Raw genomic sequence first — 20,728 nt, 5'->3', positions numbered from 1 at the left:
CCGCTCAGGCGGCGCGCGGTCCGGCGGCGAACGAGCCCAGCCCGACCCCGGCGTCGGCCAGCGCCGCGCGCACGGCCTGCGCCATGACGACCGCGCCGGGGGAGTCGCCGTGGACGCAGATCGAGCGCGCCTCCACCGCGACCGTGCTGCCGTCGACCGCGGTCACCGTGCCCGTCCGCGCCAGCGTGACCATCCGCGCCGCGACCTCCTCGGCGTCGTGCAGCACGGACCCGGGCTCGCGGCGGCTGACCAGCGCGCCCTCCGGTGTGTACGCGCGGTCGGCGAACGCCTCGGGCACGACCTCGAGCCCGGCGCGCGCGGCGTGGTCGAGGAAGGACGAGCCGGCCAGGCCGACCACCGGCAGCTCGGCGTCGTAGTGCCCGACCGCCTCGATGACGGCCCGGGCGTGCACGGCGCCGCGGCCGTCCGCGTCGGCGATCGTGTTGTAGAGCGCCCCGTGCGGCTTGACGTAGCCGATGCGGGCGCCGAGCGTGCGGCAGACGCCGGCGAGCGCGCCGATCTGGTAGACGACGTCGCCGACGAGCTCGGCCTCGGTCGCGTCGACGTAGCGACGGCCGAAGCCCGCCAGGTCGCGGTAGGAGACGTGCGCGCCGACCGCCACGTCGTGCTCGAGGGCGGTCCGCACGGTCGTGGCCATGGTCGCGGGGTCCCCGGCGTGGAAGCCGCAGGCGACGTTCGCGCTGGTCACGGTGGCGATCACGGCCGCGTCGTCCCCGAGCGACCAGCGGCCGAAGCCCTCGCCCACGTCCGCGTTCAGGTCCACGGTCAGCTGCATCGTTGAACGATCGCACACGGCCCCGGCGACGCCGCCCGCTGGTAACGTCCGGAGCGTGGACGCCGACCAGGCCGGCCGCGCCCGCCGGGCGGCCGACGCCGTGCGCGGCGACATCCTCGCCGGGCTCCACGGGGTCGGCACGCGGCTGTCCGAGCCGCAGATCTCCCGCGACCTGGGCGTCTCTCGCAACACGCTGCGCGAGGCCTTCCGCTCGCTCGCCGAGGAGCGGCTGGTCGTCCACCAGCTCAACCGCGGCGTCTTCGTGCGGGTGCCGACCGTGCAGGACGTGTCCGAGCTGTACGACGTCCGCCGCCTGGTGGAGTGCGCCGCCGTGGCGACCCACCCGGGCGGCCGGGACGGGCTGGAGCGCGTGGCCGCGACGCTCGAGCACGCCGAGGCCGCCGCGGCCGCCGCGGACTGGGTCGGCGTCGGGACCGCCGACATCGACTTCCACCGCGAGCTGACCGCGCTGGGCAGCACCCGGATCGTCAGCCTCATGCAGACCGTCTGGAACGAGATGCGCCTGGCCTTCCACGTCGTCGCGCGGCCGGACGCCTTCCACGGCTCCTACCTCGCCCGCAACCACACGATCCTGGCCGCGCTCGCCGACGAGGGCGGGACCGCCGCCGCAGGCCTGCTGCGCGCCTACCTCGACGAGGCCGAGGCGCAGGTCCTCGACGCCTACCGCTCCCGCGGCTTCGACTGAGCCCGGCGGGCGACCTCCGCCGCCGCGGCCCGGACCAGCGCCACCGTCTGGTCGACCACGGCCCGCCGGTCCGCCTCGAAGGCGTCGTCGCCCAGGACCGCCGGGTCTTCTGGGTACTCCAGCGCCGAGATGTGCAGGTGGCCGCCGGGGACGTCGGTGGCGCCGAGGGCCAGGCGGAGCCGGTTCGAGCGGTACATGCTCTCGTTGCTCAGGTAGTCCCCGCCCGTGCCGGCGGCCGGCGTGCTGCCCGGGCCCGGGTCGGGTGCGGCCACCAGGGACGCCGGGTCGGAGGCGCCCGCGGGCCACTCCTGGATGCCGCGCTTGAGCACCACCGGCCACGGGCCGGTGCCCGCCGCGACCATCGCCGCGTGGGGGAGCGTGGTCTCGATCCACTCCGGGTTGGGCTCGGGCTGCGGCCAGCGCGCCGCGCGGGAGACCGGGCCGAAGTGCTGGTCGCGCAGGTTGTCCGGCGTCCCGCCGCGCGCGTCCGCCGCCCAGCGCTCGACGTCCATCCGGCCCCGCGCGGTCATGCTGATCGTGGTGATGAGGTCCGCCCGGTCGGGCCCGGCCTGCAGCACCGGCCCGTACGCGTCCTCGACCACGCCCTGGTCGAAGTCGGCGTAGCTGACCGGCAGCACGACGGCCCGCACGCGGACGGCGCCGTACGGGGTCTCGAGCACCGCACCGTCGAGCTGCAGCGCGGCAGCGCCGGAGGGGTTGGAGTGGCGGACGCTGGTGTCCAGGCCGAAGACGTCGAAGCCGCTGACCTGGACGCGGACCTCGTCGGCCCGGGCGTCCGGCCACAGGTCGCCGTCGCGCTCGATGCCGCGCGAGCGCCGGTCGAGCAGCCTCAGCAGCGCGTAGCGCTGGTGCTGGCCGGTCAGGTGCGGCGACGTCAGCTGCCGCAGCGCCGCGCTCAGCGAGGTCCGGGCCCAGTAGAGGGGGCGGTCGTCGTACAGGTCGAGCGGTCCTTGGGCGCCGCGGCCCTGCGCCCGGTCGACGGCGGCGGTCCACAGCCCTGCCGCGATCTCGCGGACGGCCGCGGTGAGCGCGTCCGGCGAACCGGCCGAGCTCAGCCGGCGCACCCCCTCGTCGACGAGCGCGTCGAAGCCGGAGGCGGCGAGGACCTGCGCCGCGAGCGGCTGGCCGTCCTCGACGAGCGGCACCGTGAGTCGCGCCTCCTCGACGGTCGGGGGCGCCGGCCTGCTCGGCGCCGGGTGCGGGGTGCTGTCGCTCGTCGGAGTCATCGGTGCCCACCTGCCTGGTTGAAGAGTCTTGCGGAATCGTTCAACGATCTCTAGGTTACCGAAGGACGCTATCCACTGCGGTCACGCAAGCCCCCGGCACCCCCCGCTCTCGGCACCTCCCTCGTACCCGTCCTCGCGAAAGGCGGCAGGCGTGCTCGTCCTGCTCGGAATCCTCGTCGTGGTCGTCGGCTTCGCGCTGCGGCTCAACCCGATGCTCGTCGTCACCGTGGCCGGTCTGGTCACCGGCTTCCTCGGTGGCATGAACCTGCTGGACGTGCTGAACGCGTTCGGCACCGGCTTCGCCGGCAGCCGCTCGGTCAGCATCTTCCTGCTCGTGCTCCCGGTGATCGGGCTGGTGGAGCACTTCGGTCTCCAGCAGCAGGCCCGGCGCCTCGTCTCCCGGCTGGCCCGGCTCAGCGCCGGCGGCATCCTCGCCGGCTACCTGCTCGTGCGCCAGGTGACGGCCGCCATCGGGCTGCTGAGCATCGGCGGGCACGCCCAGACGGTGCGGCCGCTGGTCGCGCCGATGACCGAGGCGGCCGCGGTGCGCAAGTACGGCGCGCTGCCCGAGCACGTGTCGCAACGGCTGCGGGCCTTCGCCGCCAGCGTCGACAACGTCGGGGCCTTCTTCGGCGAGGACATCTTCGTCGCCGTCGGTGCGGTGCTGCTCATCACCTCGTTCGTCGACACGACGTACGGCTACACGCTGGCCCCGCTCGACGTGGCGCTGTGGGCCATCCCGACGGCGGTGGTGGCGCTGCTGGTCCACGGCGTCCGCAGCCTGCTCGTCGACCGTTCCCTCAAGCGCGAGATGTCTCGCATCGGCACGGTCGCGGAGGTGGCCCGGTGATCCAGGTCGAGTGGTTCTACTGGCTGATGGGGCTGTTCTTCATCGGCGTCGGCGTGCTCGTCGCCCGCGACCGGAACAACCCCAAGCGCGCCACGAGCGGGCTCTTCTGGATCCTGCTCGGGCTGTGCTTCCCGTACAGCTCGTTCGTCGTGGCCAAGACGGCGCCGGCGTGGGTCCTCGGCGTGGCGATCGTCGTCATCGCGGTCCTGGCCGGGACCGGGCGGCTCGCCAAGAGCTCGCGCGCCACGAGCACGACCGAGGCCGGTGACGCCGAGGGCGCCGACGTCGACCGCGACGACGCGCGGCCGCCGAGCGGGTCCACCGGCCCCGGCCGGGTCGCCGGAGGCTCCGAGAACGCGACGGCGCCGGGCGGCACGCTGGTGGCCGAGCGCGAGGCCCGGGCCGAGCGCTTCGGCAACAAGCTCTTCGTGCCGGTCCTCGCCATCCCGGTGATCACCGCGCTGTGCGCGATCGCCGGGCCGTACGTGGTCATCGGCGGGACGCCGCTGCTGCAGAAGGGCAGCGAGACCGTCATCGGGCTCTCCGCCGCCGGCATCATCGCGATCATCATCTCGATGGTGATCTTCAAGCTCCGCAGCCCGGCGCTCGCGCTGACCCAGGGCCGCCGGCTCACCGAGGACCTGGGGTGGGCGCTGGTGCTGCCGCAGCTGCTCTCGGTGCTCGGGCTGGTCTTCGCCACCGCGGGCGTCGGGACCGCCATCGGCACCACGGTGTCGGCGGTGCTGCCGAAGGGTTCGCTGCTGCCCGCCGTGATCCTCTATTGCGTCGGCATGGCCGTGTTCACGGTGATCATGGGCAACGCGTTCGCCGCGTTCCCCGTGCTGACCGCCGCGATCGGCTACCCGGTGCTCGTCGAGGCGATGGGCGGCAACCCGGCGGCGATCTTCGCGATCGGCATGCTGTCGGGCTACTGCGGCACGCTCTGCACGCCCATGGCCGCGAACTTCAACGTGGTGCCGGTGGCGCTGCTGGAGCTGAAGAGCAACTACGCGGTCATCCGCCAGCAGCTGCCGACGGCGATCCCGCTGCTGGTCGCGAACATCGCGATCATGTACGTGGTCGCCTTCTGAGCGGGGCCGACGGCACCGACGGTGTCGATCTGGCGGCCCTCGCCCGGACCGCGGTCGGGAACGCGACGCGCGAGCACCCGTACGCGCTGATCGCGGTGGTCGAGCGCGATGAGGACCTGCGGCTGCCTCGCGAGCGGCACCCGGCGTTCCACGGCTGCTACGACTGGCACTCCGCGGTGCACACGCACTGGCTGCTCGTCCGGCTGCTGCACGAGCACGCCGACCGTCTCGGCGCGGCCGACGTCGCCGCGGTCACCGCCGTCCTGGACACCCACCTCACCGCGGAGAACCTCGCCGTCGAGGCGGCGGTGCTGCGCCGCGAGCCCGCGTTCGAGCGCCCGTACGGGTGGGCCTGGCTGGTCATGCTCGCCGCGGCGTGCGAGACGGCGGCGGTCGACCTGCCCGCGGCGCGGCCCTGGTCCGAGGCCGTCCGCCCGGCCGCCGACGTGGTCGTCGACCTCGTCCTCGACTGGCTGCCCCGCGCGGGGCGGCCGGTGCGCGACGGCACGCACGCGAGCACGGCCTTCGCCCTCGGCCTGCTGCTCGACGCCGCCGGGCCGCTGGGCCGCGACGACCTCGCCGACGCGGTGCGGGCGTACGTGGGCGAGCGGTTCGTCCCCGACGAGGACGCGCCGCTGCGCTGGGAGCCGTCCGGGCACGACTTCCTCTCCCCGGGGCTCGTCGAGGCCGACCTCGTCCGCCGGGTGCTCCCGGCCGCGGAGCTCCCCGCCTGGCTCGCGCGCTTCTGGCCCGGGCTGGGGGCGGGGGAGCCGCGCACCCTGCTCGAGCCGGTGGTCGTGCCCGACCGCACCGACGGGCAGGTCGGGCACCTCGACGGGCTCAACCTGTCGCGTGCGGCCGCGCTCGACCACCTGGCCGCCGCCCTGCCGGGCGACGACGACCGGATCGAGGTGCTCCGGGACGCGGCGGCGCGGCACCGGGAGGAGGGGTTCGCGGCTCTGGCGGAGACCGGCTTCATGAGCACGCACTGGTTGGGGAGCTTCGCGCTGCTGGCCCGTGACGCCGACCCCGGCGCGGACCCGGCAGGATGAGCGTCGTGACCGCACTCGAACCCCGCCTCGCGGGCGTGACCAGAACCGGGCGACGCTGCTCGCGGTCCTGGTCGCGCTCTGGTTCCGTTTCTACCACCGCTGCGGCTGGTGTTCAAACCACCCCCCGTACTGGTCTGGTGGTGGTCTCATGAGCGCCGCGCAGCCCGAGCGCGAGGTGCTGACCTGGGAGCTCTACGGCCAGGGTGTGCGCGAGCTCGCGCAGGCGGTCGCCGACAGCGGCTTCGTGCCCGACGTCGTGCTCGGCATCGCCCGCGGCGGCCTCATCCCGGCCGGCAGCCTGGCGTACGCGATCGACTGCAAGAACCTGTTCACGATCAGCGTGGAGTTCTACACCGGCGTCGACAGCCGCCTCGACGTCCCGGTCATGCTGCCGCCGTTCCTGAACGCGCAGGACCTCGACTCGGCCGCGGTGCTCGTGGTCGACGACGTCGCCGACACGGGCAAGACGCTCGAGCTCGTCGCCGACTTCTGCGCCGGGCACGTCCGCGAGATGCGTACGGCCGTCCTCTACGAGAAGCCGCACTCGGTGATCGCCTGCGACTACGCCTGGCGGCGCACCTCGCGCTGGATCAACTTCCCCTGGTCCACCGAACCGCCGGTCACCAGCCGCTCGGGCGTCCTCGACGCCTGAGCGGGGCGGCGGCGCCTACACGACCAGCGACGACTGGATCGAGTAGTGCGCGGCCTGGTAGACGTGCCGGCCGAGCTCGACGAACTGGCCGACGTCGTCGTACGCGGTCCGCTCGACGGTGAGGCAGGCCGACGGCACCTCCGAGTCGAGCAGCCCGGCCTCCTCCTCGGTCATCAGCCGGGCGGAGATCCGCTGGTGGGCGATCTTGAGGTTGACCCCGAGGGTGCGCAGGTGGCCGTAGAGGCTGCGCCCCTCCTCGACGTCGGCGCGGGCGATCTCGAAGCGCGCGGGCAGGTAGTTCGTGAGGATGGCCAGCGGCACCCCGTCGGCCAGCCGCAGCCGGCGGATCGTGACGAAGTCGCCCTCGGTGACCTGGTCGCCCTCGAGCGCGTCGCGCACGTCGTCGTCGAGCGGGCCGACGGTGAAGTCGAGCAGCCGGCTGCTCGGCACCCGGCCCGCCTTGGCCAGGTCCTCGTTGAGGCTGGAGAGGCGCTCGTCGCGGCGGAACTGCGAGCGCACGACCTGCGTGCCCACGCCGCGCTTGCGCACGAGCAGGCCCTTCTTGACCAGCTCCTGGATCGCCTGGCGCGCCGTGGGCCGCGACAGACCGAGGCGCTCGGTGAGCGAGAGCTCGTTCTCCAGGCGGTCGCCGGGCGCGAGCTCCCCGGAGGTGATCGCGTGCTCGATCGACTGCGCCAGCTGGTGGTAGAGCGGGGTCGAGGAGCTGCGGTCGAGCGTGATGTCGAGCTCGCGTCCCGGCGCGGCCTGCGTCATGGGCTCACCCTAGGGGCGTCGACGTCCACCCACCGCCGATCGCGGGCCGAGGTCGCCATCGCGTCGACCAGGCGGGCCGCCTGCAGCGCGTCGGTGATCGTCGCCCCCTGCGGCACCCCCTCGGCGATCGAGCGGACGAGCCGGTGCGCCTCGACGACCTTGAGGTCGTCGTAGCTCATCGCGATGCCCGACCCGGGCTGGAAGGCCCCGAGCTCGCCGTCGCCCGGCGCGACGAAGCGGGTCGCCCACGCGGCGTCGGTGTAGTCCTGGTCGAGGCAGACCCGCAGCTCGCCCATCCGCCGGAAGTCCCAGGCCAGCGCGCCCCGGTCGCCGTGCACCTCGATGCCGTACGTGCACTGCTCGCCGACCGCGACCCGGCTCGACTCGAGCGTCCCGCGGGCGCCACCGGCGAAGGCGAGCAGGGCACCCGCGTAGTCCTCGTTCTCGACGGGAGCCAGGGGACCGCCGCCGCGCGCGGTGTGCGCGAAGGCCGCGCCGCTCAGCGCGGGGCGCTCGGGGATGAAGGTCGCGGTGTCGCAGACCAGCGACTCGACCTCGCCCACGACGTAGCGCCCGAGGTCGACGCCGTGGCTGACCAGGTCGCCGAGCACGCCCGAGCCGGACCAGCGGTTCTGGTAGCGCCACGTCAGCGCGCCCTCGGGGTGCGCCGCGTAGTCGGCGAGCATCGTGATGCGGACCTGCTCCACGCGGCCGAGGCGGCCCTCGGCGACGAGCGCGCGGGCGAGCTCGACGGCCGGCGCGTTGCGGTAGTTGAAGCCGACCGTGCTCTGCACGCCGGCCGCCGCGACGGCCTCGGCGATCTCGGCGGTCTCCTCGGCGTCCCGCCCGGCCGGCTTCTCCAGCCAGAGGTGGAGGCCGGCCTGCGCCGCGGCCACCGCCACGTCGCGGTGGATGAAGTTCGGGCCGGTGATGCTGACGACGTCGATGTCGTCACGCTCGAGGAGCTCGTGCCAGTCGGCGTGGACGTCGGTGAAGCCGTACGCGGCCACCGCCCGCGCGACCCGCTCGTCGGTCGCCGTGTCGGCCACCGCGACCAGCTCGGGCCGCAGCGGGGTGTCGAGGTAGTGCTGGCCGACCCGCGTGTACGCGCGGGCGTGCACCTGGCCCATCCAGCCGAGGCCGACGACCCCGACGCGCAGCGGGCGGGCAGAGGCGGTTGACGTCATCGGCGAGGGTCCCCGTCCTTCGTGGTGGTCCGGACTCAATTGTCAGGACATGGACGCTATCAGCGTCAGGGGGAGAAGAGCAGGACCAGCCCGGCGCTCGTGTAACCGACCATGAGCACGAGCATCGGCCACTGGCCGCGCAGCGCCTTGGCGGGCGGGAGCAGGGCGACCGCCTTCTCGTGGGCCGCGACGGCGCCGAGCACGTGACCGGCCACGATCGCGATCAGCTGGACGAGCGCGATCGCCGTCGGGTGGTCGGCGATGGAGGAGTCGACCCGCCAGCCCGCGGTGCCGAAGAGGTTCCACCCGCGCCCGAGCGGGTCGGACAGGTTGACCACGACGCGCTGCCCCTCGATGACCAGCAGGGTGAAGTAGTGCGCGACCGCGTAGCCGACGACGATCGGCACGAGCGAGCCCGCCATCGCGCGGGCGTACGTGCCGGCGCCCGCGGTGCCGTAGCGCGCCATCCACGCCGACGCCGCGGTGAACGTGACGAGCACGATCGCGATCATCACCAGCAGCCCGCCGGTGGCCCAGAGCACGCTCGAGACGTCGGAGGACTGGATGGTGCGCAGCCACCAGGACGTGTTGGTGAAGCTGTCGAAGGCCGTGCTCCCGAGCAGCACGGCCACCACCCCGACCGCGCCCGCCGGCGGTCGCCACGCGGTGAGCCCGGCGAGCGGGTTCACCAGCCGGAGCGTGTCGCCCGTGCGGTGCCACGGCGAGAGCCGTGAGACCAGCGTCGAGTAGACCTCGAAGGGGTCGGAGACGGCGAACCAGCGCTCGCCGAAGACGATCGCGCCGAGCACGACGACCACCAGCCACGCGAGCGCCCAGATGCGCATCACCGGCAGCGTCGTGCGGTCGGGCTGGACGAGCTCCACCCAGGTGAAGGCGGCGAGGTGGATCGCGCCGGGCCACAGGCCGGCCCAGCGGGGCAGTGCGACGAGGCCCTCGCGCGGGTCGGTGCGGGCGAGCGCGCACAGCAGCCGGTGCAGGGTGCGCAGCGGGTTCGTCGCGCGCCAGAAGGGCCCGAGCAGCAGCGACAGCGGGACGAGCCCGACCCACATCCAGACGAAGACGAAGCCGAAGACCGGGTTGGTCAGCAGGTCCCGGCCGCCGAACAGCGCCGCGGCGACCACGACGTACAGGGCGAGGACCAGGACCCGGGCGACCGTTCGCGTGCCGGCGCCGTCGACGAACCGCGTCAGCCGGGGCAGCTCGACGCCGCCGACGGCCGCGAAGCGAGGCCGCTTCCACGCCAGGCCGAGGACGACGAAGGAGACGACCAGCGCGACGCCCGCGCCGATCACCACGAAGGGGAAGGGCAGGGGCAGGTCGTGGCGCGACGCGATGCCGTGCAGCGGGACCAGCACGGTCAGCTCACGTTGAGGACGACGATGACCTTCTCGAGGTGGTGCGACTCGATCTCGAAGCTCCCCGGCGACGTCGGGGTGAAGGTCCCGGTCGTCGGCGTGCCGGCGGGCACCTCGAGCTCGTAGCCGTCACCGCCGGTGTGGGCGTGGATCTCGTCGGCCTCGTCGCTCGTCACCTGCAGCACCACGGGCTGGCCGACCGAGGCGTTGATCTTCTGCCCGTTCGGCGTCACCTGGCCACCGGCGATGGTGATCGGGATGGTCAGCGTGGCGAGCGCGCCGCTGGCGCTGCTGCTCGCGCCGCCGCCGCTGGAACCGGGCAGGTCGACGGGCTGGTTGCAGGCCGCCGTCCCCAGCAGGACCAGTCCTGCCGCCAGGCCACCCAGCCAGCGCGTCGTCGTCCGCATCGTCGGTCCTTCTCTCGTGTGCTCGGGGGTCGGACCACCAGCATGCGTGATCACCGAAGCGTCAGCTCGGACCGAACCGCTCGACGCGGACGTCGCCTGTCGCGACGCCGAGGCCGGTGAGCAGCCCGGTCGCCGACTCGGCGAACCCGGCCGAGCCGCACACGAAGGCCGTCCAGCCCTCGCCCCGGTCCTCGACCAGGGCCGCGACCTCGTCGGGCCGGAGGCGTCCGGCGGCGCGACCGGAGGCGTCGGCCTCGCGACTCAGGGCGACCACCGCGCCCGCGGCACGCAGCTCGTCGCCGTACGGGAGGTCGTCCCCGGTGCGGGCGGCGACGGCCAGCCGCAGCCGGTCGGGGTGCCCGACGTGGCGGGCGTGGCGCAGCATCGCCACCAGCGGCACCACGCCGGTGCCGCCGCCCACGCCCAGTGCGGGGGCGTCGCCGCGCCAGACGAACCAGCCGCCGATCGGCCCGCGGACGTCGATCGCGTCGCCCACGCCGACCTCGTCGGCCAGGTAGGTGGACACCTCGCCGTCGTCGAGGCGCTCGACGTAGAGCTCGACCAGGGGGTCGTCGGGGGAGGAGGCGAGGGAGTACGAGCGCTGCGCGGTGTAGCCGTCGGGTGCGGTGAGGCGCACGACGTAGTGCTGGCCGGGCAGGTGGTCGACCCGGTCGGGCACCTCGAGGCGCAGCCGCACCCCGCGCGGGTGCGGGTGGGCGACCTCGCGGACCGTCGCCGTGCGCCAGCCGCCGGCCGGCGCGGGTGCAGGGGCGAGGGGGGCGCTCGGGACGGGTTCAGTCACCCTGGTAGCGCTGCTCGAGCCAGGGGTCGCCGAGGTCGTGGTAGCCGTTGACCTCCCAGAAGCCCTGCTGGTCGTGCTCGAGCAGCGTCAGCCGGGTGACCCACTTGGCCGACTTCCAGAAGTAGAGGTGCGGCACGAGCAGCCGGACCGGCCCGCCGTGCTCGCGGGTGAGCGGCTTGCCGTCGGCCGACCAGGCGACCCACGCCTTGCCGCCGCGCAGGTGCTCCAGCGGCAGGTTGGTCGTGTACCCGGTGGTCGAGGTCGCCAGGACGTACTTCGCGGAGTCCTGCACGCCGACCGCGTCGAGGAGCAGGTCCACGCTCACGCCCGACCACGTCATCCCGAACTTCGACCAGGTCGTCACGCAGTGGATCGGGCCCTCGTAGTCGGACTGGGGGAGCGCGTGCATCTCGTCCCAGGACCAGGTGGACGGGCGGTCGACGAGGCCGTCGACGCTCATCGTCCACTGCTGCGGGTCGAGGTGCGGCGTGACCTCGGCGGTGAGCACGGGCCACTCGCGCCCCGCGTCGTACTGCCCGGGCGGGAGGTCGGTGCGCTGGGGCCGGCGGCGGCCGCCGAACCCGTGGGAGACGGTCATGGGCCCGAGGTTACGGGGCGGCGGCGGGCGCTCGCTACGGTGTGGCCATGCCTGAGCTCGTCGCCGCGCTCGACCAGGGAACGACCAGCACCCGCTGCATGGTCTTCGACCACGACGGGCGGGAGGTGGCCCGCCACCAGCTCGAGCACGAGCAGATCATGCCGCGCTCGGGCTGGGTGGAGCACGACCCCGACGAGATCTGGGAGCGCACGCGGACCGTCGCCAAGCGGGCCCTGCGCCGCGCCGGGGCCGACCTGTCCGACGTGGTCGCCGTGGGGATCACCAACCAGCGCGAGACGACCGTCGTCTGGGACCGCCGCACCGGGCGCCCCTGCTACAACGCCATCGTCTGGCAGGACACCCGCACCGACTCGATCGCCGCGGCGCTCGAGCGCGACGGGCACGCCGACCTGATCCGCGAGCGCTCCGGGCTGCCGCCGGCCACCTACTTCGCGGGCGGCAAGCTCAAGTGGATCCTCGACAACGTCGACGGGGTCCGCGAGGGCGCCGAGGCGGGCGACCTGGTCTTCGGCACGATGGACAGCTGGCTGCTGTGGAACATGACCGGCGGCATCGACGGCGGCGTGCACCTCACCGACGTCACGAACGCCTCGCGCACGATGCTGATGAACCTCGAGTCCCTGGCCTGGGACCCCGACCTGCTCGAGGTCTTCGGCGTCCCCGCGCAGATGCTCCCGGAGATCCGCCCGTCGTCGGACCCGAACCTCTTCGGCCACACCCAGTCGCGCGGCGGCCTGTGGAAGGCCGAGGTGCCGATCGCCGGGGTGCTCGGCGACCAGCACGCGGCCATGGTCGGGCAGGTCTGCCTCTCCGCGGGCGAGGCCAAGAACACCTACGGCACCGGCAACTTCCTGCTGCTGAACACCGGCGAGGAGCTCGTGCGCAGCAAGAACGGGCTGCTCTCGACCGTCTGCTACCAGCTCGGGGACGCCAAGCCCGTGTACGCGCTCGAGGGCTCGATCGCCGTCACCGGCTCGGCGATCCAGTGGCTGCGCGACCAGCTCAAGATCATCGGCGACGCCGCCGAGAGCGAGGCGCTGGCCCGGTCCGTCGACGACAACGGCGGCGTCTACTTCGTGCCCGCCTTCTCGGGGCTGTTCGCGCCCTACTGGCGCTCCGACGCCCGCGGCGCCGTGGTCGGGCTGTCGCGCTACAACACCAACGCCCACGTCGCCCGGGCGGCGCTGGAGGCGATCTGCTACCAGAGCCGTGACGTCGTCGACGCGATGGAGGCCGACTCGGGGGTGCACCTCGACGTGCTCAAGGTCGACGGCGGCGTTACCGCCAACGACCTCTGCATGCAGATCCAGTCCGACGTGCTCGGCGTCGAGGTGAGCCGGCCCGAGGTCGCCGAGACCACCGCCCTCGGGGCGGCGTACGCGGCCGGGCTCGCGGTCGGCTTCTGGTCCGACCCCGACGAGCTGCGCGCCAACTGGCACGAGGACCGGCGCTGGACCCCGCAGAAGGACGAGGCCTCCCGCGAGGAGGGCTACCGCGGCTGGAAGAAGGCCGTCGAGCGCACCTTCGGCTGGGTCGACGTCGACTGAGGGGACCTGGGCGGCTGGGGGACACTGGAGGCATGGCCTCCCTCAGCACCCCCTTGAGCCCCGCCTCCCGCGCCGACGCCCTGCGCCGGATGGGGGAGGAGGAGCTGGACGTCCTGGTGGTCGGCGGCGGCGTGGTCGGTGCCGGAGCCGCGCTCGACGCGGTGACCCGCGGCCTCAAGGTCGGGCTCGTCGAGGCCCGCGACTGGGCGGCCGGGACGTCGAGCCGCTCGAGCAAGCTCTTCCACGGCGGCCTGCGCTACCTCGAGCAGCTGAACTTCGCCCTCGTCTTCGAGGCGCTCAAGGAGCGCAAGCTCGCCCTCGAGAAGCTCTGCCCGCACCTCGCGCACCCGGTCGAGTTCCTCTACCCGCTGCAGAAGCCCGCCTTCGACCGCGGCTACGCGGGGCTCGGCATCGGCGTCTACGACGTCATGGGCGCCGGGCGGGGCGTGCCCTCGCACCTGCGGCACCACGGGAAGCGCAAGACGTACGAGGACTTCCCCTCGGCCAAGCCGGGTGCGCTGACCGGCTCGATCACCTTCTACGAGGGCCAGGTCGACGACGCGCGCCACACGATGATGATCGCCCGCACCGCGGCCCACTTCGGCGCGCTGGTCGCGAGCAGCGCCCGGGTCAGCGGCTTCACCCGGACGGCCGGGCGCATCACCGGCGCGACCGTCACCGACCTCGAGGACGGCAGCCAGGTCGAGGTGCGCGCCAAGCACGTGATCAACGCGACGGGCGTCTGGGTCGACGAGATCCAGGAGATGATCGGCGGCCGCGGCCAGTTCCGCGTGCGCGCGTCGAAGGGCATCCACCTCGTCGTGCCCCGCGAGCGCATCAGCTCGCGCACGGGGATCATCACGCGGACCGCGAAGAGCCTGCTCTTCGTCATCCCGTGGGGCAACTTCTGGTTCATCGGCACGACCGACACCGACTGGGCTCTCGACCTCGCGCACCCGGCGGCCAGCGCGGCCGACATCGACTACGTGCTCACCGAGGTCAACCGGCTGCTGGCCGACCCGCTCACCCGCGACGACGTGATCGGGGTCTACGCGGGGCTGCGGCCGCTGCTGGCCGGGGAGGACGAGTCGACGTCCAAGCTGTCGCGGGAGCACGCGGTGTCCTCGCCCGCGCCGGGCCTCACGGCGGTCGCCGGGGGCAAGTACACGACGTACCGCATCATGGCGCTCGACGCCGTCGACGCGGCCGTGCTCGACCTCGACGCCGGCACGGGGCCCTCGATCACCGAGGACGTGCCGCTGGTCGGCGCGGACGGCTACCACGCGCTGTGGAACTCGCGCCGGCTGCTGGCCGAGCGCACGGGGCTGGCGCAGAGCTGGGTGGAGCACCTGCTCAACCGCTACGGTTCGCTGCTGCCCGAGCTGCTCGACCTGATCGAGTCCGACCCGACGCTGGCCGAGCCGCTGGCCGGGGCGGCGGAGTACCTGCGGGTCGAGGCCGTGTACGCGGCCTCGCACGAGGGCGCCCTGCACCTCGACGACGTCCTGGCCCGTCGCACCCGGGCGAGCATCGAGACCTGGGACCGCGGCACGAAGGCCGCCGAGGAGGTCGCCCGCCTGGTGGCCCCGGTGCTCGGCTGGGACGACGCCGCGGTCCAGCGCGAGGTCGAGCACTACGTCGCCCGCGTCGCCGCCGAGCGCGAGTCGCAGACCCAGCCCGACGACCTCACCGCCGACGCCGCGCGCGTGGGCGCGCCGGACGTGCGGGTGGGCCCGCCGAGCTAGTCGAGCTCGTCTCGGGCCGTCTCGGGCAGCGCGACCAGGACGACGACGAGGGTGACGGCGACGAGCAGGGCGACCCACCAGCCGAAGAGCCCGGGGTGCCCGAGGCGGGCGAACAGCGTCCCGACGAAGGGCGCCGTGCCGCCGAACGCCGCGACCGTGAGCGAGTAGGGGAAGCCGATCCCGGCGGCGCGCACCCGGCCGGGCACGACCTCGGCGTTGACCGCCGCGCTGATCGAGGTGAAGCAGGCGAGCACGAGCACGCCGAGCAGGCTCACCACGAGCAGGCCGGCGAAGGAGTCGGCCGAGCGCACCAGGGCCAGCCCGGGCACGACGCCGACCGCGAAGACCACGCCGAAGACGAGGAGCACCGGGCGCCGGCCGACCCGGTCGGACAGGTGGCCGACCAGCGGCTGCACGAGCCCGAAGAAGGCCAGGGAGACCGTGCTGACCAGGAGCGCCCGCTCCAGCGGCACGCCGCCCTGCTGCGCGTAGGTCGGCAGGTAGGTCGTCCACGTGTAGTAGGCGATGGTTCCGCCCACGGTGATGCCGCAGACCAGCAGCGCCGAGCGCGGGTGGCGGCGCAGGGCCTCGAAGACGCCTGGGCGCTCGGCAGCCTCGACCGGGGCACGGGTCTCCTCCGCGCTGCGCCGGATCACCAGCCCGACGAGGGCGACGACCGCGCCGATCGCGAAGCCGATCCGCCACCCGTACGAGGCCAGCGCCTCGTCGCTGAGCCCCGCCGCGAGCAGCGCGGCGACCCCGGAGGCCACGAGCTGGCCGATGGTGGTCGAGACGTACTGGAAGGACGAGTAGAGCCCGCGCCGGCCGGTCGGAGCCGACTCGACGAGGAAGGTCGTGTTGGCGGCGTACTCGCCGCCGACGCTGAGCCCGCAGATCAGCCGTCCGAGCACGAAGACGACGGGGGCGAGGAGCCCGACCTGCGCGTAGGTCGGGCTGACCGCGAGGACCAGGCTGCCCAGGCCCATGGTGAGGATCGTCAGGGTGAGGGTGTTCTTGCGGCCCCACCGGTCGGCGAGCGAGCCGATCAGCAGGCCGCCGAGCGGGCGCAGGAAGAAGCCGACGGCGAAGACCGCGAAGGAGCTCAGCACCGCCGAGATCTCGTCGCCGCCGAAGATCACACGGGCGAAGACCGGGGTCAGGAACGTGTAGAGGTACCAGTCGTACCACTCGACGGCGTTGCCGACCGAGGCCGCGACGACCTGGCGCGGACCGCGGCGCTGGGCCCGGGCGCGCTGCTCCTGCTGGTCCCGGGCTGCCGCTCATCACGGGCGCGTCAGAGGCCCTGGCGGCCCGTGTGGCCCGGGGCGTTGCGCATCCGCTCGGCCTGCTCGGCCGCGGCGTCGACCTTGCCCTGGCGGCGCGCCGCCTCCTCCTCGCTGATGCCGTTGTTCTGCTCGGGGTGACGCAGCTCGTCCATGCTGTCGCCCGGCTTGACGCCGGCCTTCATGTCCGACGGGCCCTCGGTGCTGGTCTGCTCGCTCATGGTCCCTTCCTACCCCGGCGGCGCGAGCCGCATCAGCCCGGCCTGCGTTGGGGAGAAGCCGCAGCGGGCGTAGAAGGGGTGCAGGTGGGGCTCGAAGTCGACGTGCAGCCACGCGCAGCCGGCCTCGACGGTGGCCCCGGCCGCGCGCCGGACCAGCTCGGCGCCGATGCCCTCGCCCTGCCGCTCGGGCGCGACGCAGGTGTCCAGCAGGAAGGCGTGCAGCCCGCCGTCCCAGCCGACGTTGACGAAGCCGACCAGCTCGACCCGCGTGGTCACGCGCCCGACCGTGTACGCCTCGACCCAGGTCAGGCTGTGCTGGTGCAGCCGCGTGTTCCAGGGCAGCACCGGTCCGGGCCCACCCGACCCGGCGCCGAAGGCGGCGTCGTGCAGTGCGGACAGGGCGACGTCGTCGACGGGGCCTCGCACCCGGTACCCGACGGTCGCCCCCACGACGCCTCCTCTAGTCCTCGGGCACGTAGTCGAGGTTGGGGGCGAGCCAGCGCTCGGCCTCGCCGAGCGTCCAGCCCTTGCGCTGCGCGTACTCCGACACCTGGTCGCGCCCGAGGCGGCCGACCACGAAGTACTGGCTCTGCGGGTGGCTGAAGTACCAGCCGCTCACCGCCGCGCCCGGCCACATCGCCATCGACTCGGTCAACGAGATGCCGACCGTGCGCTCCACGTCGAGCAGGTCCCAGAGCAGCTGCTTCTCCGTGTGGTCGGGGCAGGCGGGGTAGCCCGGCGCGGGCCGGATGCCGCGGTAGCGCTCGGCGATGAGGTCGTCGTTGCCGAGGTGCTCGTCGGCGGCGTAGCCCCAGAACTCGCGGCGCACCCGCTGGTGGAGCCGCTCGGCGAAGGCCTCGGCGAGGCGGTCGGCCAGCGACTCGAGCAGGATCGCGCCGTAGTCGTCGAGGTCGGCCTTGAACGCCTTCACGCGCTCTGCGGAGCCGTGCCCGGCGGTCACCGCGAACGCCCCGGCGTAGTCGGCGACGCCGCTCTCCTTCGGCGCGACGAAGTCGGCCAGCGACCGGTTGGGCACGCCCTCGCGGTGCTCGCCCTGCTGGCGCAGGTGGTGCAGCACGGTGCGCACCGAGCTGCGCGACTCGTCGGTGTAGAGCTCGAGGTCGTCGCTCCCGACCCGGTTGGCCGGGAACAGCCCGAAGGTGCCGGCCGCGCGCAGCCACTTCTCGCGGCTGAGCTGGTCGAGCATCCGCTGCGCGTCGTCGTAGAGGCGTCGCGCCACGTCCGACGTGGCCGGGTTGTGCAGCAGGTCGGGGAAGCGCCCCCGCATCTCCCAGGCGCTGAAGAAGGGGCTCCAGTCGATGTAGGAGCGCAGCTCGTCGAGGTCGTAGTCCTCGAAGGTGCGCGTGAAGGACGCCACCGCGTGCGAGCCGGTCGGCTCCTCGGAGGTGTGCACGTCGCGGGCCTGCTGCAGGAGCATGCGCGGGCGTACGGGGCGGTGGTGGTCGGGGCCCTCCCAGACGAGCGGGGTCGCGTGCGCCCTGGCCTGGGCGTACGAGCGCAGCGGCCGCTCGGTGCGCTTGGCCCCGTGCCGCTCGCGCAGCGACGCGTAGTCGGCGGCGACGGATTCCAGCAGCGCGGGCCGGCGCTCGTCGGAGAGCAGCGACGCGACCGTGGGCACCGAGCGCGACGCGTCCTTGACCCAGACGACGGGGCCCGAGTACTGCGGGGCGACCTTGACCGCGGTGTGCGCGCGCGAGGTGGTCGCGCCGCCGAGCAGCAGCGGGATGGTGAACCCCTGCCGCTCCATCTCGCGGGCGAGGTTGACCATCTCGTCGAGCGAGGGGGTGATCAGCCCGGAGACGCCGATCAGGTCGGCGCCCATGGCCCGCGCGGTCTCGAGGATCTTCTGGCCGGGGACCATCACGCCGAGGTCGACGACCTCGTAGTTGTTGCACTGCAGCACGACGCCGACGATGTTCTTGCCGATGTCGTGGACGTCGCCCTTGACCGTGGCCATGACGACGAGGCCGTTGGTCGTGGAGTCGCCGGGCTGCCGCTCGGCGTCGATGAACGGCACCAGGTGGGCCACCGCGCGCTTCATGACGCGCGCCGACTTCACGACCTGGGGCAGGAACATCTTCCCGGCGCCGAAGAGGTCGCCGACCCGGCCCATGCCGTCCATCAGCGGGCCCTCGATGACGTCGAGCGGACGTCCGCCGGCCGCCGCGAGCTCGAGGCGCAGCTCCTCGGTGTCCTCGACGACGAAGGCGTCGAGGCCGTGCACGAGCGCGTGGCTGATCCGCTCGCGCACCGGCAGCGAGCGCCACTCCTGCGCGTCGACGGTGCTCGCGCCCCGGTCCTGGAGCCCGTACTCGGTGGCGACCTCGAGCAGCCGCTCGGTGGCGTCGGGGCGGCGGTTCAGGACGACGTCGGTGATCCGCTCGCGCAGGTCGGGCTCGATGTCGTCGTAGACCGCGAGCGCGCCCGCGTTGACGATGCCCATGTCGAGGCCGGCCTCGATGGCGTGGAAGAGGAACACCGCGTGGATGGCCTCGCGCACCGGGTTGTTGCCGCGGAAGGAGAACGAGACGTTCGAGATGCCGCCGGAGACCAGCGCGCCGGGCAGGCTCTTCTTGATCCAGCGCACCGCCTCGATGAAGTCGACCCCGTAGGTGGCGTGCTCCTCGATGCCCGTGGCCAGGGCGAAGACGTTCGGGTCGAAGATGATGTCGGTCGCCGGGAAGCCGACCTCGTCGACGAGGAGGTCGTACGCCCGCTGGCACACGTCCTGGCGGCGCTCGAGGGTGTCGGCCTGGCCGTCCTCGTCGAAGGCCATGACCACCACCGCCGCGCCGTGCTTGCGCGCCAGCCGGGCGTGGGCGAGGAAGGGCTCGACGCCCTCCTTGAGCGAGATCGAGTTGATGATCGTCTTGCCCTGCAGAGCCTTGACGCCGGCCTCGACGACCTCCCACTTGGAGGAGTCGACCATCACCGGGACGCGGCAGATGTCGGGCTCGGTCGCGACGAGGCGGGTGAACCGCTCCATCGCGGCGACGCCGTCGATCATGCCCTCGTCCATGTTGATGTCGATCACCTGCGCGCCGGCCTCGACCTGCTGGCGCGCGACGTCCAGCGCGGTGGCGTAGTCGCCGGCTTTGATCAGGTTCCGGAAGCGGGCCGAGCCGGTGATGTTGGTCCGCTCGCCGATGTTGACGAACAGCGACTCCTCGGTCACCGTCAGCGGCTCCAGGCCCGACAGCCGCAGCGCGGGAGCGACCTCGGCCGGCTCGCGGGCCACGCCGCCGGCCTCCGGCGCGACGGCGGCGGCGAGCGCGGCGATGTGCTCCGGCGTCGTGCCGCAGCAGCCGCCGACGATGTTGACCAGGCCCGAGCGCGCGAACTCCCCGAGCACACGGGCCAGGTCCTCCGGCGTCTCGTCGTACTCGCCGAACGCGTTCGGCAGGCCGGCGTTGGGGTGGGTGGAGACGAAGGTGTCGGCGATGCGCGACAGCTCGGCGACGTAGGGGCGCAGGTCGCCGGCGCCCAGGGCGCAGTTCAGGCCGACGGCGAGCGGCTGGGCGTGGCGCACCGAGTCCCAGAACGCCTCGGTGACCTGGCCCGAGAGCGTGCGGCCGGACGCGTCGGTGATCGTCCCGGAGATGATCACCGGCCAGCGCCGGCCGTGCTCCTCGAAGAGCGTCTCGACCGCGAAGATCGCCGCGCGGGCGTTGAGGGTGTCGAAGATCGTCTCGATGATCAACGCGTCGGCGCCGCCGTCGACCAGGCCGCGCGCCTGCTCGAGGTAGGCCTCCACGAGCTCGTCGAAGGTGACGTTCCGGGCGCCCGGGTCGTTGACGTCGGGGGAGATCGAGGCGGTGCGGTTCGTCGGGCCGATCGCCCCCAGGACCCAGCGCGGACGACCCGTGCGCGCCGCGACGGCGTCGCAGGCCCGGCGGGCGACCTGCGCGGCCGCGAGGTTGACCTCGTACGCGAGCGCGCTCATGCCGTAGTCGGCCAGCGAGATGCGCTGGGCGTTGAAGGTGTTGGTCTCGACGAGCTCGGCGCCGGCGTCCAGGTACTGCGTGTGCAGGCGCTCGATGAGGTCGGGCTGGGTGAGGTTCAGCACGTCGTTGTTGCCCTGCACGTCGCTCGGCCAGTCGGCGAACCGCTCGCCGCGGAAGTCGGCCTCGCCGAGGCCCTGCTGCTGCAGCAGCGTGCCCATGGCGCCGTCCATCACCACGACGCGCTCGCGCATCAGCGCGGCCAGCTCGCTGGTCGCGTCCGGACGGTGCTCGATGGTCGCCACGACTTCCCCTGGGGCTGCTGCAGGTGTCCCGACCAGTGTCGGACCTGACGGTCCAGGATAGGTGCGCGGGCCGCGGCCGGACCGGCTTCCCGCCCGGCGGACGGCG

General features: G+C 73.5%; 18 protein-coding genes and 1 pseudogene. 7 read left to right on the top strand and 12 right to left on the bottom strand.

The genetic code is table 11. The features are described 5' to 3' along the window. Positions 1–4 precede the first annotated feature (4 nt). The gene (locus BLU42_RS09250; RefSeq protein ID WP_091079971.1) at positions 5–796 is read right to left on the bottom strand and encodes a LamB/YcsF family protein; all 792 of its coding nucleotides are present in this window, start codon (positions 794–796) and stop codon (positions 5–7) included. Positions 797–851: 55 nt separating this feature from the next. Between BLU42_RS09250 and BLU42_RS09245 the strand changes: the two genes are divergently transcribed. Beyond that, positions 852–1,502, top strand: a complete 651-nt coding sequence (locus BLU42_RS09245; RefSeq protein ID WP_091074188.1) for a GntR family transcriptional regulator — start codon at positions 852–854, stop codon at positions 1,500–1,502. Here the strand turns inward: BLU42_RS09245 and BLU42_RS09240 are convergent. Further along, positions 1,478–2,749, bottom strand: a complete 1,272-nt coding sequence (locus BLU42_RS09240) for a hypothetical protein (RefSeq protein WP_091074187.1) — start codon at positions 2,747–2,749, stop codon at positions 1,478–1,480. The two genes, BLU42_RS09245 and BLU42_RS09240, sit on opposite strands and share 25 nt — an antisense overlap. Before the next feature lie 151 nt (positions 2,750–2,900). On the opposite strand from BLU42_RS09240, the gene BLU42_RS09235 reads away from it, so the two are divergent. The 4 genes from BLU42_RS09235 (at position 2,901) to BLU42_RS09220 (ending at position 6,394) form a co-directional block, all read left to right on the top strand. Further along, the gene (locus BLU42_RS09235; protein WP_091074186.1) at positions 2,901–3,599 is read left to right on the top strand and encodes a DUF969 domain-containing protein; all 699 of its coding nucleotides are present in this window, start codon (positions 2,901–2,903) and stop codon (positions 3,597–3,599) included. Continuing rightward, entirely contained in the window at positions 3,596–4,690 is a 1,095-nt protein-coding gene (locus tag BLU42_RS09230) for a DUF979 domain-containing protein (RefSeq protein ID WP_091074185.1), read from the top strand. The genes BLU42_RS09235 and BLU42_RS09230 overlap by 4 nt, the downstream gene beginning before the upstream one ends. After that, on the top strand, positions 4,687–5,742 hold the full coding sequence (locus tag BLU42_RS09225; protein ID WP_269458034.1) for a DUF2891 domain-containing protein: 1,056 nt from the start codon (positions 4,687–4,689) through the stop codon (positions 5,740–5,742). Before BLU42_RS09230 ends, BLU42_RS09225 begins: the two co-directional genes overlap by 4 nt. 148 nt (positions 5,743–5,890) lie before the next feature. Then, a complete protein-coding gene (locus BLU42_RS09220; protein WP_091074184.1) occupies positions 5,891–6,394 on the top strand; it encodes a phosphoribosyltransferase in 504 nt (167 codons plus the stop codon). A 15-nt stretch (positions 6,395–6,409) separates the two neighbouring features. Here BLU42_RS09220 and BLU42_RS09215 read toward each other — a convergent pair whose 3' ends face one another. The 6 genes from BLU42_RS09215 to BLU42_RS09190 form a co-directional block, all read right to left on the bottom strand. Further along, the gene (locus BLU42_RS09215) at positions 6,410–7,168 is read right to left on the bottom strand and encodes a GntR family transcriptional regulator (protein WP_091074183.1); all 759 of its coding nucleotides are present in this window, start codon (positions 7,166–7,168) and stop codon (positions 6,410–6,412) included. Next, entirely contained in the window at positions 7,165–8,355 is a 1,191-nt protein-coding gene (locus BLU42_RS09210) for a Gfo/Idh/MocA family protein (protein WP_091074182.1), read from the bottom strand. Before BLU42_RS09210 ends, BLU42_RS09215 begins: the two co-directional genes overlap by 4 nt. A gap of 65 nt (positions 8,356–8,420) precedes the next feature. After that, positions 8,421–9,731 (bottom strand): hypothetical protein, encoded by a 1,311-nt coding sequence (locus BLU42_RS09205; protein ID WP_231918526.1) that lies wholly within the window; start codon positions 9,729–9,731, stop codon positions 8,421–8,423. Positions 9,732–9,733: 2 nt separating this feature from the next. Beyond that, a complete protein-coding gene (locus tag BLU42_RS09200) occupies positions 9,734–10,138 on the bottom strand; it encodes a hypothetical protein (protein ID WP_091074180.1) in 405 nt (134 codons plus the stop codon). A 61-nt stretch (positions 10,139–10,199) separates the two neighbouring features. After that, entirely contained in the window at positions 10,200–10,940 is a 741-nt protein-coding gene (locus BLU42_RS09195) for an FAD-binding oxidoreductase (RefSeq protein ID WP_231918525.1), read from the bottom strand. Next, the gene (locus tag BLU42_RS09190) at positions 10,933–11,538 is read right to left on the bottom strand and encodes a sulfite oxidase-like oxidoreductase (protein ID WP_091074179.1); all 606 of its coding nucleotides are present in this window, start codon (positions 11,536–11,538) and stop codon (positions 10,933–10,935) included. The genes BLU42_RS09195 and BLU42_RS09190 overlap by 8 nt, the downstream gene beginning before the upstream one ends. Before the next feature lie 41 nt (positions 11,539–11,579). Here BLU42_RS09190 and glpK point away from each other — a divergent pair, with 41 nt between their 5' ends. Together glpK and BLU42_RS09180 are read left to right on the top strand one after the other, a co-directional pair. Continuing rightward, positions 11,580–13,106 carry a glycerol kinase GlpK gene (gene glpK, locus BLU42_RS09185; RefSeq protein WP_231918524.1) on the top strand — a complete coding sequence of 509 codons (1,527 nt, stop codon included), beginning with the start codon at positions 11,580–11,582 and terminating at the stop codon, positions 13,104–13,106. A 32-nt stretch (positions 13,107–13,138) separates the two neighbouring features. Then, positions 13,139–14,851: a glycerol-3-phosphate dehydrogenase/oxidase gene (locus BLU42_RS09180; protein WP_091074178.1), complete on the top strand. Its 1,713-nt coding sequence runs from the start codon at positions 13,139–13,141 to the stop codon at positions 14,849–14,851. On the opposite strand, the pseudogene BLU42_RS09175 reads toward BLU42_RS09180, so the two are convergent. The 4 genes and pseudogenes from BLU42_RS09175 to metH all read right to left on the bottom strand — a co-directional run. Further along, positions 14,848–16,056, bottom strand: a pseudogene (locus BLU42_RS09175) (MFS transporter); the annotation flags it as partial. The gene BLU42_RS09180 and the pseudogene BLU42_RS09175 overlap by 4 nt on opposite strands. An 89-nt stretch (positions 16,057–16,145) precedes the next feature. After that, entirely contained in the window at positions 16,146–16,355 is a 210-nt protein-coding gene (locus tag BLU42_RS09170; protein ID WP_091074177.1) for a hypothetical protein, read from the bottom strand. A gap of 9 nt (positions 16,356–16,364) precedes the next feature. Then, entirely contained in the window at positions 16,365–16,805 is a 441-nt protein-coding gene (locus BLU42_RS09165; protein WP_091074176.1) for a GNAT family N-acetyltransferase, read from the bottom strand. 10 nt (positions 16,806–16,815) lie between these two features. Continuing rightward, a complete protein-coding gene (metH, locus tag BLU42_RS09160; RefSeq protein ID WP_091074175.1) occupies positions 16,816–20,622 on the bottom strand; it encodes a methionine synthase in 3,807 nt (1,268 codons plus the stop codon). Positions 20,623–20,728 lie beyond the last annotated feature (106 nt).

This window comes from Microlunatus sagamiharensis, assembly GCF_900105785.1.
GTDB lineage: Bacteria > Actinomycetota > Actinomycetes > Propionibacteriales > Propionibacteriaceae > Microlunatus > Microlunatus sagamiharensis.
The sequence above is the reverse complement of the archived record's forward strand: the minus strand, read 5'-3'. Positions and strand labels throughout refer to the sequence as shown.